The following is a 16,098-nucleotide window of genomic DNA, read 5'->3' as shown; positions in this document are numbered from 1 at the left end:
TCATGAACGACACCTGTCGGGGACCCCGGGACACTACGCTCGCTCCATGTCCTCCTCCGGATCCCCCGTGGTCGTCGTCGGCGCCGGCATCATCGGACTGAGCGCCGCGTGGCACCTCGCCGGGCTCGGGCAGCGGGTCCTGCTCCTCGACAGCGGCACGGTCGCCGGGGGCACCACCACCGCGGGCGCCGGGTTCGTCGGCCAGTGGGCAGCCGGGTACGCCTGGTACTGGAACGAGTCCGAACGCGACGTCGAGCAGTACGGCATCGACTTCTACCGCGACCTCGCCGGCGCCGGCCACGGCCCGACCGGGTACCGGCAGAACGGCAACGTCTGGCTGACCGTCACCGAGCAGGGCCGGGCCGACCACCTGCCGCCGTTCGAGCAGCACCCGCTCCGGCCGGCCGGTGCGCGCACGCTCACCCCGGCCGAAGCGGCCGATCTCGTGCCCGGACTCGACCCGACCGCCGTCACCGCGGGCTTCCTCCATCCGGACGGCATCCAGATCAGTGCGCCGGACACGGCCGCAGCGCTGGTGCACGCGGTCCGTGCGCGGGGCGTCGAGATCCGCGAGCACACGGCGGTCGCCGGTCTGGAGGCCCGTGGGGGCTCCGTCACGGGCGTCCGGGCCGCGAACGGCGAGGTCATCGACGCCGCGAAGGTCGTGCTCGCCGCCGGCAGCTGGACGAACGCCCTCCTCGCCCCCTTCGGGCGCGAGCTGCCGACGGTCCGGGTCGTCGCCAGCCGGCTCGTGACGACGCCGTTCGGTCTGCCGGGCACCCTGCCGACCCTGATGCTGCCGGAGCTGCACGGCCTGTGGATCCGTGAGCACCGCGGCGGCCTGACGTACGGTGCCGGGCCCGGGTACGAGCCGCTGCACGTCGGCGGTGCGGACCGGAGCGACGAACCCGACCGCCGACCGGTTCGCACGGACCTGCTCGACGCCATGCGGACGTACCTGCACCCGATCGTCGCCCGGCTGCTCCCCGCCGCCGCGAGCGTGCTCGGGGTCGACGAGACCCCCACGCAGGGCGTCGTCTCGATGACCGCCGACCGGAACTTCATCGTCGGCGCGGTCCCCGAGCTGGACGGGCTCGTGGTGGCCGGTGGCGACAACGAGTCCGGCGTCACGCACGGCCCGGGTCTCGGGCGGATCGCGGCGGAACTGAGCGTCACGGGCACGACCACCCTCGGCGACGCGAGCCGCTACGCCCCGGCACGGTTCCCGGCGGCGGCCCCGACCGAGGCCGAGGTGGTGGCGATGATGCCGGCGCGGCGCGAGGCCGACGCCCGACGAGCCGGAGCCGTGGCATGAGCGACGTGCTGAGCGACCGGGCCCCGACGCACGTCGTGATCGGCGGCGGGGTCGTCGGCGCCGCCACCGCGTACGCCCTCACACTCCGCGGCGAGCGCGTCCTGCTCGTCGAGCAGCACGCGCGCGGGCACCACAACGGCTCGTCCCACGGCGCGACCCGGATCTTCCGGCAGGGCTACGCCGACCCCGAGTACGTCGCCCTGACCTCCCGCGCCCTGCTGCTGTGGGAAGCGCTCGAGGGCGCTGCGGACGAGGAGCTCATCGTCCGCACCGGGGCCGTCGACCACGGCCGCGCCGAGGTCGTCGACGCCATCGCCGCCGCACTGACGGACGCCGGCATCCCGCACGAGACCCTCAGCCCGGACGCCGCGGCCGCACGCTGGCCGGGGATCGCGTTCGAGGGCCACGTGCTCGCACACGCCACGGCCGGTCGCATCCGGTCCGACCGCGCCATCGAGGTGTTCCTCACCCTGGCGGAACGGACGGGGCTCGCCGAGCTGCGCTTCGACACGGGGGTGACGGGGCTCGACGACCACGGCGGCGACGTGACCGTGACGCTGTCCGACGGGTCCACCCACCGCAGCTCGTCCGTGGTGGCGGCCGTGGGGTCGTGGGCACCCGCGCTGGTCGGCGACCTGCTCGCCGGACGCGGGGCGGGCCTCCCGGCCATCCGCGTCACCCAGGAGCAGCCCGCGCACTTCCCCAGCCGTCTGCCGGACCAGGCGTGGCCGAGCTTCGTGCACTGGGCTGCCGACGACGACGTGTACGGCCTGCTCACCCCGGGCGAGGGCGTCAAGGTCGGGTTCCACGGCACCGGCCCCGTCGTCGATCCGGACCACCGCGACTTCACGCCCGTGCCGGCCGAGGCCGAGCGGTTGCAGGCCTACGTCGCGCGGTACGTGCCCGGTGTCGACGCGACGAAGCCGACCTTCATCAGCTGCCTGTACGACAACTCCCCCGACGAGGACTTCGTGATCGACCGACGTGGTCCCGTCACCGTCGCGACCGGGTTCTCCGGCCACGGCTTCAAGTTCGCACCGCTGCTCGGCGACATGATCGCCGACCTCGCGACCGGCGGGGCCGCACATCCCCGTTTCTCCCTCTCGAAACCATCCCCCTCAGGAACCCCGTGACGACCCGACTCCTCTCCGCGCTCGCGCTCTCCGCTGCCGTCGCCGCCGTGCTCACCGGCTGCGCCTCGACCGGGGCGTCGACCGACGTCTCCGACGGCCTGGTGATCGGGACGACCGATCCCGTCACGTCCCTCGACCCGGCCGGCGCCTGGGACCGCGGCAGCTACACGGTGCAGACGCAGCTGTACCAGCACCTGCTCACCTACCCGGCCGGTGAGACCACGACGAGTCCCGAGGTCGCCGAGTCGTGCGACTTCACCGACGGCACCCACTACGTGTGCCGGATCCGTGACGGGCTCACGTTCTCGAACGGTGACGCCCTGACGGCGAAGGACGTCGTGTTCTCGTTCGAGCGCCAGGTCGGCATCGGCTCCGAGAACGGTCCGGGGTCGCTGCTCGCCAACATGGCGTCCGTGGCGGCCGACGGCGACGAGGTCACGTTCACCCTGAAGCAGGCGAACGACCAGACGTTCCCGTACGTCCTGGCGAGCATGGCCGGGGCGATCGTCGACAGCAGTGTGTTCTCGGGGACGAAGGTCCACGCGGACGACGGGGTCGTCGGGTCCGGTCCGTACGCGCTGCAGCAGTCCGCCGACGGCGGGGCGACCATCGCGTTGACGGCGAACAAGGAGTACGACGGCACCGCGCCGGAGTCGTCGAGCGTGACGATCAAGCAGTACACGAAGTCCGCCGACCTCAAGCTCGCGGTGCAAGAGGGCGACGCCGACGTGGCGTACCGCCAGCTCACGCCGACCGAGGTCACCTCGTTGTCCGAGGACGACGGCCTGCAGCGGGTCCAGGGCTCGTCGGGCGAGGTCCGGTTCCTCGGCTTCAACCTCGACACGATGCCCGGTGACGACACCGCGCAGAAGACCGCGATCCGCCAGGCCGTCGCCGCGACGGTCGACCGCGCGGCGATCGCGAAGGACGTCTACCAGGGCACCTACGCTCCGGCGTACTCGATCGTGCCGTCCGACTTCACCGGCGCGACCGATGCGTTCCAGACGGAGTACGACGGCGCCGACCCCGCGGCCATCCTCGAGAAGGCCGGCGTGCGCACGCCCGTCACGCTGCCGATCGAGTACACGACCGACCACTACGGCTCCGGGTCGGACGACGAGTACGCACTGATAAAGCAGCAGCTCGAGGACACCGGCCTGTTCACGGTCGACCTGCAGTCGGCGAGCTGGGACACCTACGTCGGGAACGTCGGCAAGGGCGAGTACCCGGTCTTCCAGCTCGGGTTCTTCCAGGACTACCCCGACGCCTCGTCGTACCTGACGCCGGCCTACGGTTCCGAGGACGTCAACCTGCTCGCGAACCACTTCGACGACCGGGCCGTGCAGCAACTGGTCGCCGCGCAGGCGGTCGAGGCCGACGCGACCGAGCGGACGAAGCAGATCGAGGAGATCCAGCAGGACACCGCCGAGTCCGTGCCGCTCATCCCGTTGCTCGCCGGGCAGGAGAACGTCATCGGGCAGAAGTCGCTCACCGGGCTGACGAAGTCGGTCGACGCCTCTGGTGAGTTCCGCATCTGGGAGATCGGGCGCTCGTGAGCACCGGCGACGCAGCGCTGCAGGCGACCGAGCCCGCTGACCCGCTCCGCGACGCCGTCCGCGCCGGGATGCCCGCGGGGCTCGACGAGCTCGCGGCGCTCGTCGCCATCCCGTCGGTCCACGACCCGGCCGTGCAGTCGCTCGACGACTGCCGCCGCGTCGCCGAGCGCGTGCGGGGTGCGTTCGACGGCCTCGGCCTGACCTCGCGCCTCGTCACGACGTCGGACGGCTCGCAGGCGGTCCTCGCGACCCACCCCGCGCCGCCCGGCGCCCCGACGGTCCTGCTCTACGCCCACCACGACGTCCAGCCCGCGGGCGACCTCGCAGCGTGGACGAGCGACCCGTGGACCCTGACCGAGCGACAGGGTCGCCTGTACGGTCGCGGCGCTGCTGACTGCAAGGGCGGGGTCGTCACCCACCTCGTGGCGCTGCGGGCCCTGCTCGACGTGCACGGCTCGTTCCCGGTCGGACTCGTCGTGGTCGTCGAGGGGTCCGAGGAGCAGGGCACCGACGGTCTCGAGCAGTACGTGTCCACCCACGCAGCGGACTTCGCCGCCGTCGACACAGCCGTCGTGATGGACGCCGGCAACGCCGCCGTCGGGGTCCCCGCGCTCGTGACCACCCTGCGCGGCACGGCGTTCGTCGAGCTGCGCGTCCGAGCGCTGCACGGCAACGTGCACTCGGGGATGTTCGGCGGTGCGGCGCCCGATGCCATCGCGACCCTGGTGGCCCTGCTCGCCACGCTGCGCGACGACGCCGGGGACACCACCGTCGACGGGCTCGAGGCCTCGCAGACCTGGGACGGTCTGCCCTACGACGCCGACCGGTTCGCCGCCGACGCCGGGCTGCTCGACAGCGCGGTGCCGATCGGGTCCGGGGACCCGGCATCCCAGGTCTGGGCACGGCCGGCGCTGACCGTCGTCGGCATCGATGCGCCGGCGGTCGCCGGGTCGTCGCCGTCCGTGCAGGCGACAGCCGGTGCCGCGCTGAACCTCCGGGTCCCGCCGGGGGTCGACCCCGCTGCCGCCGGCGAACTGCTCGTGGCGCACCTGCTGCGGCGAGCGCCCTCCGGGGTCGAGGTCACCGCGCGGGTCACGGGCACCGGCGACGGGTTCCGGGCGACGGCGGGGCAGTACTCGTCGGCGTTCCGGAGCGCACTGGCGTCGTCGTACCGGGTGTCCTCGGTGGGCTCCCTCGGCGGCGGCGGATCGATCCCGCTCTGCGCGACACTCGAACGGGCGATCCCGGGGGTCGAGGTCGTCCTGGCGGGGGTGTCCGAGCCGGCTGCGAACGTGCACGCGCCGGACGAGAGCGTCGATCCGTCCGAGATCGAGCACATGGCCCTGGCCGAGGCGCTGTTCCTCGACGGGCTCGGGTGCGTCCGCGCCTGACGTCGCACGACGCCGGCGTCAGACGCGCGCCGCAGCCGATGCCACCCGCGGCGTGCGACGGGTCCGCACCTGCAGCACCCCGGTCAGCAGCAGCACCACGAGCCCGATCGCCAGCACGACGAGCCCGGCGAGGAACCCGATCACGACGAGCAGCAGCGTCTCGGTGGACATCCCCCCGCCGCTGCTCCCGTCGGACGCGGCCGCGGCGGCGGCCGACCCATCGGCCGGCTGCGTGACCGCCTCGACCCCGTCGGTCACCAAGAACGGCACCGCGACGACCGTTCCCTGGTCACCGACGAGCACGACGTGGTGGTCGCCGACCTCCAGGCCCGTGGTGTCGACCGTGGCGGTGGCCGTGCGGTCCTCGACGGTGAAATCGTCGCCCTGCACCGGTTCGGAGTAGGTCCACACGCTCCCGCCCTCGTCGTCGCCCGTCCACGGCAGGCGGAGCTCGAGCTGGTCACCGGCGGTGACCTCGTCGGGGATCCCGGCGTCGGCGGCCGCGACGGTCGTGATGTCGCCGGCGTCGATCTTGCGTGCCAGCTCGTCGGAGTCCGCGGCGGGGGCCGTGGGTGGCTCGGCGGCCGAGGGGGCCTTCGCGCTGTTCCGGGGCTGGGCGGCGGTGTTCCGCGGCGCTGCGGTCGGCGCAGCGGTCGGCGCGGCCGTCGGCGCCGTGTCCGAGGCGTTCGTGATGGTCGGTGCTGTGGCGGCCGGCGGTAGCTGCACGACGGGCGGCTGGATCACCGTGCCGCCGTTGCCGCCGGTACCACCACCCGTGGTCGGACCGGTCGGCAGGGTGCCGGGGACCGTCTGTCCGGCGAAGTACACCGGCGTGAAGGTCTCGAGCGCGGCGTCGGCGGCGCCGTGCGCACCGATGGTCAGGACCCCGCACTGCACGGCCCCGGACAGGCAGTCGACACGCTTCGTCGACTGGCCGGTGAACGTCGAGCGCGCGATGACGCCGCCCTGCGTGAAGCCGGCGTTCTTCGTGCCGCTGAGCTTCGCGGTCGCTGCGGCGCCGGTGCCGGTGTTGTCGGGCCAGGCGACGAAGCCCTGGCCGTCCTGCCCGGTGCCGCCGGACCCGGGGACGTAGTCGTAGCCCGCGCCGGCCGCTCCCCCGGCGCTCGGGTGCTTCGTGACGTACCCGAACAGCACGTACAACCCTGAGCCGTTGGTGTTCTTCGTGAAGCCGGAGCCGGTCACGGTGAGCTTCGTGCCCGCCGCGGCGGTCGAGAGGCCGGTGGCCGGCCGCACGTTCGTCGAGGCACCCCGGGCGTTCTCCGCCCCGGTGATCGACCCGTCCGCACCGACCACGGTCGACCCGCCGCCGGTGCCGCCGCCGCCCGTTCCCCCGCCGCCGTTCCCGCCGCCCGGGTTCGTCGGCGCCTGCACGGTGACGCGCAGGGTCGCGGTGTCCGAGGCGACCCGACCGACGACGGTCGCACCGAGGACGTTCGTGGCGACCGCGCGGTACCGGTCGCCGTCCAGCCCCTCGGTGGCCGTGATGCGGAGTGTGCTGGTCGTCGCGCCGGCGACCGAGGGGCCGTCCTGCAAGTCGGCCCAACCGGACGGGGTGTGCTGCTGCCACTGCACGGTGGGCGTCGGGGTCCCGGTCGTGGTGACCGCGAAGGACACCTGCTGCGGCGTGGCAGGGGTCGTGCTGCCGTCGGTTCCGGTGGTCGCGCCGGTCAGCGTCACGGCGACGTCGGCCGGCTGCGCCGTGATGGTCGGGGTGGTCACGACCGTGAACGTGCGGAGCCCCTGGTCGGCGGCGTCGGTCGCGGCGTTCACGACGCCGACCACCGCGCGGCCGTCGGCGGCGACCACGATCGGGTCGCCGGTGTAGGTGGTGCCGGGCTGGTACTCGGCACCGAGCGTGGGCGCGGTGCTGCCGTCGATCGCGTAGGCGCGGACGACGTTGCCGGTGTCGGTGCTGCCGGCGGCCGACACCCAGAGGCGCTTCGCGGACTCGTCGACGGCCAGGTACGCGGCACCGCCGACCCGGTCGATCGAGATCGTCACGGCCGGGGTCCCGCGCAACGAGACGGCTCGGAGCGTGGCGTCGCCGTCGTTGCTCCACCACGCCCGGCCTCGGGAGTCGACGACGGTCCCGCCGGTGGCCCCGGACGTCGCGGTGGCGCCGATCGACACGTCGGCGACCAAGGCTCCGGTGTCGAGGGCGACGACGCGGGCGAGGGCGGCGGCCTGGTCGAAGACGACGGCGCGCTCGCCGGTCCAGTCGACGCCGACCGACGAGATCGTCCCGGTGACCGAGCCGATCAGGGTTGCCGTGCGGGTGACGGCGCGGACGGTCCCGCCAGCGGGGCTGGTGCCGACCTCGGTCACCGCACCCGACCCGGATCGGGCTCCCGCACCGACCGCGGCCACCCGCAGCAGCCCCGCGGATCCGCCGTTCGCGGCCGGGGCGACCTGCGCGACGATCGAGCCGTCGGCGGGGTCGATCGTGAACGCCTTCGCGGCGGGCACCGCGACGGACGGCTTCACGTGCACGACGTCCCGGTAGGCGGCGTCCGTGCCGCGCACGACGACGACCCAGCCCTGGACGTTCGCGCCGGTGCCGCCGAACTCCGCGGCGGGCAACGACGCGGTCGCGACGATGTTCCCGGTGGACGGGTCGACGCTCGGCTTCGAGGTCGCGACACCGGGGTCGATCGGCCCGGCGACGCGCTTGCCGTCGTCGTCCACGACCAAGTAACTCGCCTTGGCGGTTCCGGCAGCCGGTACCTGCACGACGTTCAGGGCGCGCGCGGCGTCCCGCACCACCGTGGTGACCCGGCCGATCGTGCTGTCACCGACCGTGGTCTGCACACCGGTGCTCACGAGTCCCTGGACGCCGGGGTCGCTGAACCCCTGGTCACCGTCGGCGCCGCCGTCACCGTCCGTGCCCTCGGCGGCCCAGTCGCCCGTCACGGCGACCGAGAGCGGGTCCAGCGCGGTGCCCGCGGCGTAGAACTGGGTCGGGTTGCCGCCGCCGGTGACGTCGGCTGCGAAGGCCGCTGCACCCGCCGCGGTGATCGTGGTGGGCAGACCGGTCCACGAGTACTCCCCGTCGGTGACCGATCGGGTGCCCTTGGTGACGTCGATCGTCGCGAACGCGATGCGCTTCGTCCCCGGGTCGGACGTCGTGGCACCGGTCGTCGGGTCCACCAGCCGCACGTCGACCCCGGCGGTCAGGGTGCCGGTGGTCGGCGTGAGCTCGATCGCAGGGTCGCGCAGCGAGATGACGAACGTGTGCGCCCGGTAGTCGAACACCGCGGCGCCGGAACCCGTGACGGTGAGCTTCCGCGTGCCGGGGTCGTAGCTGCCGCCCGACGCGGCGAACCGGAACGTGCCGTCGGCGTTCTTCGACGCACCGCCGGACACCGACTGCCCTGCGGCCGGCACGTAGTTCCGGAACGACTGCTTGAACCCCCAGTCGAGCGTGCCGCCCGTGACGGACGTGCTCGGACCCGAGGCCGCGGTGGCGGCGGTCGCCGCGGTGGGCACGGTGCCGGCGACGGCCGCGGTCAGGCCGATGATCGCGGCGACGGTGGCGCTGAGCGCGCGGAGGCGACGGGCCGGTCTGGTCTGGGTGTGCATCGGTTCCTCGGGTCGGGTGGTGCGCGTGTGGGGAGGCGGTGCCCCGGGCGGACCCGGGGCACCGCGTGGGTCACCAGGTGACGGGGACCTGGACCTCGTCGAGGTCGACCGGGTCGTTCGCGACGCCGTGCGCCGAGAACGTCTGGACGAAGCACTCGTACTGCCCGAGGGCAGCGTTGGCGGTCGCGGTCTTCGTGGCGTCGTAGTCGCAGCTGACGGTCGCGGCCGCGTCGCCGGTGTGGTGCGGGTCCGCGGTGTAGGACTTCGCGACGTCGATCGTCGTGGTGAAGCCGCCGCCGGCCGTGAACGCGCTCTTCGACACCCACTGGGCGGAGCCGAACCAGCCGGAGTTGGTGGCGTAGTCCGCCTGCTTGGGCCCGTAGACGACGTAGACGCCGAAGCCGCGCCCCTGCGCGTCTCCGTCGAAGCCGCTGCCGGTGACCGTGACGCTGCCGTCCGAGACGCCGTGGAGCGCCCCCGGGCCGTCGGTGACGACCGAGGCCGGACCGCTGACGGACAGGCTGGCACCGTAGTCGTTCGTGACCGCGGTGGCCGCGGACGCGCTGACCGCGGGCAGGACGGCGATCCCGACCGCGGCGACCCCTGCCGCCAGCGTGATCCCGAACGAGCGTGCGATTCGTGTCATGTTCGTGTTTCCCTCTCGATGTGGGCGCCCCCTGTGAGCACCCGGGTCCGGTGGTCCTACGGCGCGACGTCGGTCGCGGTGCGTCGTGCGGTGCGACGGGAGTGCACGATCGCGAAGACGACGAGCGCCGCGACGGCCACGACGAGCGCGGACAGGCCGCCGAGGACGATCCGCAGCACGCCCGGGTCGATCCCGCCCGAGGAGCCGTCGGCAGCCGCGGCCGCCACCGCCGAGGGGGTCGCCCCGGTCGGCGTGGTGGGGGTCGCCGACGCGGTCGGCTCCGCGGTGGCAGTCGGCTTCGCCGATCGCGCGGACGGCTTCGTGGTCGCGCGGGTGTCGGCGCTCGCCTCGGACGTCGGCTCGGCGGACGGACGGGAGGCACTGCCCGCGTCCGTCGTGTCGGCCGGCGCCTGCCCGGTGGTCGCCCTGGTGCCGCCACCGGCCAGCGTGCCGCCGCTGCCGTACAGGTTCTGCACGGAGACGGGTGTGAACGACTCGTTGTTCGCGTTCGCGACGCCGTGCGCACCGATCGTGATGATCCCGCACTGCACGACCGTGCAGTCGACGGTCTTCGCGGCACCGTTCCGGTCGAGCGCCTGGAACGTCGAACCGGGGACCTTGAGGGTCGCGGACCAGGTGCCCGTGGCGGAGTCGACCGTGCCGCCGTTCGCCGCCGACGCGGTGGTGCTGCCCTCGAAGGCCACGAAGTCGAGGTACCCGGTGGGGTTCGACTCGTCGTCGGGCACGTAGCTGTAGTCCGCGCCCGTCGCCCCGCCCTTGCTCGGCTGCCAGGTGCCGTTCACGGTGCCGAACGCCACGTAGATGCCGCCGTACCCGTTCTTGATGCCCTGGAACCCGGAACCGCTCAGGCGCAGCGTCGTCAGGTACGTCGAGTCGACCTGGTTCGTGACCTCGGGGTGCCCATCGATCGCGACGCTGACACGGCCGGCTGCCGATGCGGGGGCGACGCCCACCAGGGCGGCTCCCCCGGCACTGAGCGCGACGAGCAGTCCGGCGAGCGCGAGCCGCAGCGGGCGGGTGCGGGTGGTCACGAGGAGGCCTCCTGGAGAGTTCGGGACGGCACGACGACGGGCGTGCCGGTGTTCGGGTCGGGCACGACGGTGACCGGGTGCCGGTAGACGGTGCCGATGCGGTCGGCGGTCAGGACGTCGGTCGGGGTGCCGTCGGCGACGATCCGGCCGCCGGCGAGCATGGCGACGCGATCGGCGTACGCCCCGGCGAGGCTCAGGTCGTGGAGCACCACGACGACGGCGCCACCGGCCCGGGCGTGTGCGCGGGCGACGGCCAGCACGGCCTCCTGGTGCCGCAGGTCGAGGGCGGCGGTCGGTTCGTCGAGCAAGAGCACCGGGGTCGACTGCGCCAGGACCCGGGCGAACGAGGCCCGGGCGCGTTCCCCGCCCGACAACGAGGGGAACGCCTGGTCGATCCGGTCGGCGAGTTCGACCTGGTCGAGCACCCGCGCGACCACGGTGTCGTCGTCGACCGCTCGCGGGGTCCCCCGCCACGGAGCACGGCCCATCCGGACGACCTCACCGACCCGGAACCCGAAGGCCACGGCGGTGTCCTGCTCGAGCACGGCACGCCGACGAGCGGTCGCGAGCGGTGCTTCGCCGCCGGTGCGCACGCCGTCGATCGCGACCGTGCCGCTGTGCGCGAGGTCACCGGCGATCGCCCGGAGCAGGGTCGACTTGCCGGCGCCGTTCGGACCGACGAGCGCCAGGACCTCGCCCGCGCGCACGGTCAGGTCGACGTCGGCGAGCAGCGGTCGTCCGTCGATGACGACGCCGATCCCGGAGGCGACCACGGCGCCGACAGCGCTCGTCTCGATCATGCCCAGCCTCCCGACCGTCGGCGGGCACGGCGCAGGAGCCAGAAGAAGAAGGGTCCGCCGACGAGCGAGGTCAGCATGCCGATCGGCAGGTCCGCGTACGGCACCAGGGTGCGCGCGAGCAGGTCGGCGATCGTCAGGAGCAGGGCGCCGCCGAGCGTCGAGACGAGCAGCAGCGGGCCGTGCGCCGGGCCGATGACCATCCGCATCAGGTGCGGGACGACGAGCCCGACGAACGCGATGATGCCGGCGAACGCGACCGCTGCGCCGACGAGCAGGGCGACCACCACGATCGCGACGACCCGGACGACCTCGACCCGCACCCCGACGTGCCGCGCGGCCCGGTCACCGAGGGCGAGCAGGTCGAGCGAGCGCGTCAGCACGACGGCGCCGACGAGGCCCGCACCGATGACGGGAGCGATCGCTGCTGCCTGGTCCCACATCGAGCCGTTCAGGGACCCGAGCTGCCAGAACACGATCTGCTCGCGCGCCTGCTGGTCGCCGAGGAACGTCAGGAAGGCGAGCCCCGCGCCGGTGAACGCGTTCACCGCGATGCCGGTGAGCAGGAGCGTGACGACCTCGGTCCGGCCGCCGGCACGGGACAGCCCGTAGACGAGCAGCGTCGCGACCAGCCCAGCGGCGAAGGCCATCAGCGGCGTCGTCCAGTACCCGGCGAACTGCAGCCCGAACACGATCGAGGCGCAGGCCCCGAACGCCGCGCCGCCGGACACCCCGACGACGCCGGGGTCAGCCAGGGGGTTCGCGAACACGGCCTGCATGAGCACACCGGCTGCGGCGAGCGCGGCACCGATCAGCAGCGCCATCACCACCCGCGGGAACCGGATCGTCCACAGCGCCTGGGTGACGAGGTCGTCGGCGGGACCGTCCACGGGCAGCCCGAGCGACCGGCCGACGGTCCGGAGCACCTCGGCGGGCGAGATCCCGAGCTGCCCGACGCTCGCCGACACCAGCGTCGCGACGACGAGCGCCACCACGAGCCCGATGGTGAGGAGCGCGATGCGGCCGACCCGCGACCTGGACGTGACCGCCGGTGCGGCGGGGACGTGCGTGGCGGGCGCGATCCGTTCCTCCCGGACGGTCACGAGGCGTCCGCCGGACCGTAGATCGCCGCGGCCAACGCGGCCACGATCTCGGGCGTGCGCGGCCCGAAGCTCATCACCGTCGTGTCGGCCATGTCCACGATGCGGCGGTGCTCGCCCGCGGGCGTCTTCGCGATCGCGGGGACCCGCTGGAGCAGTCCGTCGACACCGTCGACGGACTCGAGCCCCTTGGTCATCATGATGACCAGGTCCGGCTGCATCGCGACGAGCGCCTCGGCGTTGACGGGGCGCATGCCCGTCCAGTCCTGTTCCGTCGCGACGTCCCGCCCGCCGACGGCGTCGATGAGCGAGTCGGCGCCGGACTCGCTGCCGAACAGGTAGTAGATCCCGGCGTTCCCCCGCACGTACAGGAACACCATCTTCAGCTTGTCGGCCCGAGCCGACGGCGCGATCCGGGCGACCTGCGCGGCGACGGCCTGCTCCTGCGCGTGCACCTCGGCGGCCAGGCGGTCGCCGGTCGCCGGGACGCCGAGCGCGGTCGCGACCTGCTCGATGATCGCGTCGGTGTTCGTGGTGTCCCGGTGCGGGTCCAGGACGACGACGGGGACGCCGGCCTTCCGGATCTGCAGGACGACGTCCCACGGTCCGAGTGAGGTGTCGGTCAGCAGCACGGTCGGGCGGAGCGCGAGGATCGCCTCGGCGGAGAGTTCGTGGCCGTTCTGGGTGACGAGCGGCAGGTCCTCGGTGCCCGCGAAGCCGGTCGAGACGTCCCGTCCGACCAGGTGGTCCCCCAGGCCGAGGCCGTACACGGTGGAGGACAGCGTGCCGGAGATGTCGAGCGCGAGGATCCGGTCCGCGCTCGTGACGGTCACCTCGGTGTCCTGGTTGTCGGTGACGGTGACGGGCAGCTCGGGCTCGTCCACCGTGCTCGCTGTCGGCGGCAGGTCCGTCGCCAGGGTCGCGGTGCGCTCGCCGGTCACGTCCTTCGCGTCGGTCACCGGGGCGATGGCCTGGAGGCTCGCGGCCGGGTCCGTCGCGCTCGTCCCGCGACCCGCCGCGTGCGTCGCACCCGCGGTGCCGGTGCCGCCGCCGGTGCAGCCGGTCGCCACGGCGAGGACGACGAGGGCGGACGCTGCGGCCGTGAGGGCGCGACGGAGTGACGACATGGAGATGATCCCGAGTGCTGGTTCGTGAAGTTAGGTGAGCCTCACCTAACCGTTAACTTAGGTGAGCCTTGCCTACCTTGTCCAGCACGTGTCGCCGTCTCCCCACTACGGTGGTCCCGTGCGCATCGTGGTGGCTCCGGACTCGTTCAAGGGCACCGCGACCGCGGCGTCCGTCGCCCAGGCGGTCCGCGACGGCTGGCTGACCGAACGCCCCCACGACGACGTGGTGCTCGTGCCGATGGCCGACGGCGGCGAGGGCACCCTCGAGGCGTTCGAGACCGCGGTCCCCGGCGCAGTCCGGGTCCCCGTCACCGTGACCGGGCCCGCCGGCACCCCCGTCGAGACGTTCTGGCTCATGCTGCCCGACGGCCGTGCGGTGGTGGAGCTCGCGGCGACGAGCGGCCTGCCACTGCTCGACGAACTCCTGCCGGACACCGCGACGAGCCGGGGGTTCGGCGAGGCGATCGCCGCCGCGCTCGACTCCGGCGCCACGGGGCTCGTGCTCGGCATCGGCGGCAGCGCCTCGACCGACGGCGGCCGTCCCGTGCTCGAGGCGCTCGGCTACTACGGTGACCGCGGCACGCTGCGTGCTCTGCCGTCGCTCGGCGTCACCGTCCTGACCGACGTGACCTCTCCCCTGCTCGGCCCGACCGGCGCCGCCGCGGTCTTCGGGCTGCAGAAGGGGATCGAGCCCTCGCGGGTCGCATTCTTCGACGAGCTGCTGGCCGCCTGGGCCGCCCGCTTCCCTTCGGTGGACCCCGTGACCCCCGGCGCCGGCGCCGCGGGTGGCGTCGGCTTCGGCCTGCTCGCCTGGGGTGCGACCCTGGCCCGCGGCGCGGACGGTGTCGCCGAGGTGCTCGGGCTGGCCGATCGCCTCGACGGCGCCGACGTCGTGATCAGCGGCGAGGGCCGGTACGACGGGCAGTCCGCCGCCGGCAAGGTCCCCTCGGTGGTGCGGTCGCTCACAGCGACGCACGCCCCCGGCGCCCGGTCGATGCTCGTCGCCGGCGCGATCGAGGCCTCGCTCGACGACTACGCCGCCGCTGCCTCGCTCACCGTCCTCGCCACGCAGACCACCGGGGAACCGGACGACGCCCTGGCCGACCCGCTGCGCTTCGCCACGATCGCGGGCCAGCGCCTCGCACGGCTGGCCTGACCACTCCGATTCCCGCACTGGGGAGCCCCATTGGAACCTCCCACGCTGTGGCGCGCTCCATCAGACTGGTTCCGGGCCGGAACCGGCCCGCAACGCACCCCCACGAGGAGATCATTGCGCACCGTCAACGCGTACGCGGCACCGTCAGCGACCGAGCCGCTCGTCAAGACCACCATCACCCGTCGTGACGTCGGAGCGAACGACGTCGAGATCGACATCGCCTACGCCGGCATCTGCCACTCGGACATCCACACCGTCCGCGGTGAGTGGGGCCAGATCCAGTACCCGCAGGTCGTCGGCCACGAGATCGTCGGCCACGTCTCCGCCGTCGGCGAGAACGTCACCAAGCACCAGGTCGGCGACCGCGTCGGCGTCGGCTGCATGGTGAACTCGTGCGGCGAGTGCGAGAACTGCGTCGCCGGCGAGGAGCAGTACTGCCTCAAGGGCAACATCGGCACGTACACGAGCGTCGACCCGGCCGACGGCTCGATCACCCAGGGCGGCTACTCGCAGGCGATCGTCGTGAACGAGGACTTCGTCCTCCGCGTCCCCGAGTCGCTCGACATCGAGAAGGTCGCGCCGCTGCTCTGCGCCGGCATCACCACCTACTCGCCGCTGCACCACTGGAAGGCCGGCCCCGGCACGAAGGTCGCTGTCATCGGCATGGGCGGCCTCGGCCACATGGCCGTCAAGATCGCCGTCGCCCTGGGCGCCGAGGTCACCGTCCTGTCGCAGACCACGTCGAAGGAAGCCGACTCGCTCCGCTACGGCGCGAAGGCCCACTACGCGACGAAGGACCCGGAGACGTTCGAGAAGCTCGCGAACTCCTTCGAGCTCATCATCAACACCGTGTCGGCGAAGATCCCGATGGGCTCGTACCTCGGCCTGCTCAAGGTCGACGGCACGCTCGTCAACGTCGGCGCTCCGTCCGAGCCGCTCGAGGTCCCGGCGTTCGCCCTGATCCCGCGCCGGCTCAGCTGGGCCGGGTCCGCCATCGGCGGCATCCGGGAGACCCAGGAGATGCTGGACTTCTGCGCCGAGCACGACATCCTGCCGGAGACCGAGCTCATCAGCGCCGACCAGATCAACGAGGCCTACGAGCGCGTCCTGTCCTCGGACGTCCGCTACCGCTTCGTGATCGACGCGGCCACGCTGGCGTAGTCGTCACCACTTGCGAGACGGGAGGCCCGTTGCCAGCCGGCAACGGGCCTCCCGTCTGTCCGCC

The 16,098-nt window shown here is 73.3% G+C and carries 12 protein-coding genes; 6 read left to right on the top strand and 6 right to left on the bottom strand.

The window, feature by feature from the left end:
• Nucleotides 1-46 precede the first annotated feature (46 nt).
• The 4 genes from EDF33_RS05010 to EDF33_RS04995 are packed head-to-tail and all read left to right on the top strand — an operon-like array spanning nucleotide 47 to nucleotide 5,395.
• A complete protein-coding gene (locus EDF33_RS05010; protein ID WP_132099434.1) occupies nucleotides 47-1,315 on the top strand; it encodes an FAD-dependent oxidoreductase in 1,269 nt (422 codons plus the stop codon).
• Nucleotides 1,312-2,448, top strand: coding sequence for an FAD-dependent oxidoreductase (locus EDF33_RS05005; protein WP_243692357.1), 1,137 nt, complete (start codon nucleotides 1,312-1,314; stop codon nucleotides 2,446-2,448). The genes EDF33_RS05010 and EDF33_RS05005 overlap by 4 nt, the downstream gene beginning before the upstream one ends.
• Complete coding sequence (locus tag EDF33_RS05000) at nucleotides 2,445-4,004, top strand: ABC transporter substrate-binding protein (RefSeq protein WP_165918715.1); 1,560 nt, start codon at nucleotides 2,445-2,447, stop codon at nucleotides 4,002-4,004. Before EDF33_RS05005 ends, EDF33_RS05000 begins: the two co-directional genes overlap by 4 nt.
• Nucleotides 4,001-5,395, top strand: a complete 1,395-nt coding sequence (locus tag EDF33_RS04995) for a M20/M25/M40 family metallo-hydrolase (RefSeq protein ID WP_243692356.1) — start codon at nucleotides 4,001-4,003, stop codon at nucleotides 5,393-5,395. The genes EDF33_RS05000 and EDF33_RS04995 overlap by 4 nt, the downstream gene beginning before the upstream one ends.
• Before the next feature lie 18 nt (nucleotides 5,396-5,413).
• Here EDF33_RS04995 and EDF33_RS04990 read toward each other — a convergent pair whose 3' ends face one another.
• The 6 genes from EDF33_RS04990 to EDF33_RS04965 all read right to left on the bottom strand — a co-directional run bounded on the left by EDF33_RS04990 (nucleotide 5,414) and on the right by EDF33_RS04965 (nucleotide 13,717).
• The gene (locus EDF33_RS04990; protein WP_132099432.1) at nucleotides 5,414-8,995 is read right to left on the bottom strand and encodes an HtaA domain-containing protein; all 3,582 of its coding nucleotides are present in this window, start codon (nucleotides 8,993-8,995) and stop codon (nucleotides 5,414-5,416) included.
• Nucleotides 8,996-9,065: 70 nt separating this feature from the next.
• Nucleotides 9,066-9,641, bottom strand: a complete 576-nt coding sequence (locus tag EDF33_RS04985) for a hypothetical protein (RefSeq protein WP_111085395.1) — start codon at nucleotides 9,639-9,641, stop codon at nucleotides 9,066-9,068.
• Between the two features lie 56 nt (nucleotides 9,642-9,697).
• Nucleotides 9,698-10,693 (bottom strand): hypothetical protein, encoded by a 996-nt coding sequence (locus EDF33_RS04980; RefSeq protein WP_132099431.1) that lies wholly within the window; start codon nucleotides 10,691-10,693, stop codon nucleotides 9,698-9,700.
• Nucleotides 10,690-11,493, bottom strand: coding sequence for a heme ABC transporter ATP-binding protein (locus EDF33_RS04975; protein ID WP_131844759.1), 804 nt, complete (start codon nucleotides 11,491-11,493; stop codon nucleotides 10,690-10,692). Before EDF33_RS04975 ends, EDF33_RS04980 begins: the two co-directional genes overlap by 4 nt.
• Entirely contained in the window at nucleotides 11,490-12,509 is a 1,020-nt protein-coding gene (locus EDF33_RS04970; protein WP_243692400.1) for an iron ABC transporter permease, read from the bottom strand. Before EDF33_RS04970 ends, EDF33_RS04975 begins: the two co-directional genes overlap by 4 nt.
• 80 nt (nucleotides 12,510-12,589) lie before the next feature.
• A complete protein-coding gene (locus tag EDF33_RS04965; RefSeq protein WP_132099430.1) occupies nucleotides 12,590-13,717 on the bottom strand; it encodes an ABC transporter substrate-binding protein in 1,128 nt (375 codons plus the stop codon).
• A gap of 118 nt (nucleotides 13,718-13,835) precedes the next feature.
• On the opposite strand from EDF33_RS04965, the gene EDF33_RS04960 reads away from it, so the two are divergent.
• Nucleotides 13,836-14,873: a glycerate kinase gene (locus tag EDF33_RS04960; protein ID WP_132099429.1), complete on the top strand. Its 1,038-nt coding sequence runs from the start codon at nucleotides 13,836-13,838 to the stop codon at nucleotides 14,871-14,873.
• Between the two features lie 114 nt (nucleotides 14,874-14,987).
• Nucleotides 14,988-16,034, top strand: coding sequence for an NAD(P)-dependent alcohol dehydrogenase (locus EDF33_RS04955; RefSeq protein WP_111085390.1), 1,047 nt, complete (start codon nucleotides 14,988-14,990; stop codon nucleotides 16,032-16,034).
• Nucleotides 16,035-16,098 lie beyond the last annotated feature (64 nt).

This window comes from Curtobacterium sp. PhB146, from assembly GCF_004342995.1.
Taxonomy (GTDB): domain Bacteria; phylum Actinomycetota; class Actinomycetes; order Actinomycetales; family Microbacteriaceae; genus Curtobacterium.
The sequence above is the reverse complement of the archived record's forward strand: the minus strand, read 5'-3'. Positions and strand labels throughout refer to the sequence as shown.

Coding starts and splice junctions, on each gene's coding strand:
- EDF33_RS04965 (WP_132099430.1), bottom strand. CDS start 13,717: ATGTCGTCACTCCGTCGCGCCCTCACGGCCGCAGCGTCCGCCCTCGTC.
- EDF33_RS04985 (WP_111085395.1), bottom strand. CDS start 9,641: ATGACACGAATCGCACGCTCGTTCGGGATCACGCTGGCGGCAGGGGTC.
- EDF33_RS05010 (WP_132099434.1), top strand. CDS start 47: ATGTCCTCCTCCGGATCCCCCGTGGTCGTCGTCGGCGCCGGCATCATC.
- EDF33_RS05005 (WP_243692357.1), top strand. CDS start 1,312: ATGAGCGACGTGCTGAGCGACCGGGCCCCGACGCACGTCGTGATCGGC.
- EDF33_RS04975 (WP_131844759.1), bottom strand. CDS start 11,493: ATGATCGAGACGAGCGCTGTCGGCGCCGTGGTCGCCTCCGGGATCGGC.
- EDF33_RS04990 (WP_132099432.1), bottom strand. CDS start 8,995: ATGCACACCCAGACCAGACCGGCCCGTCGCCTCCGCGCGCTCAGCGCC.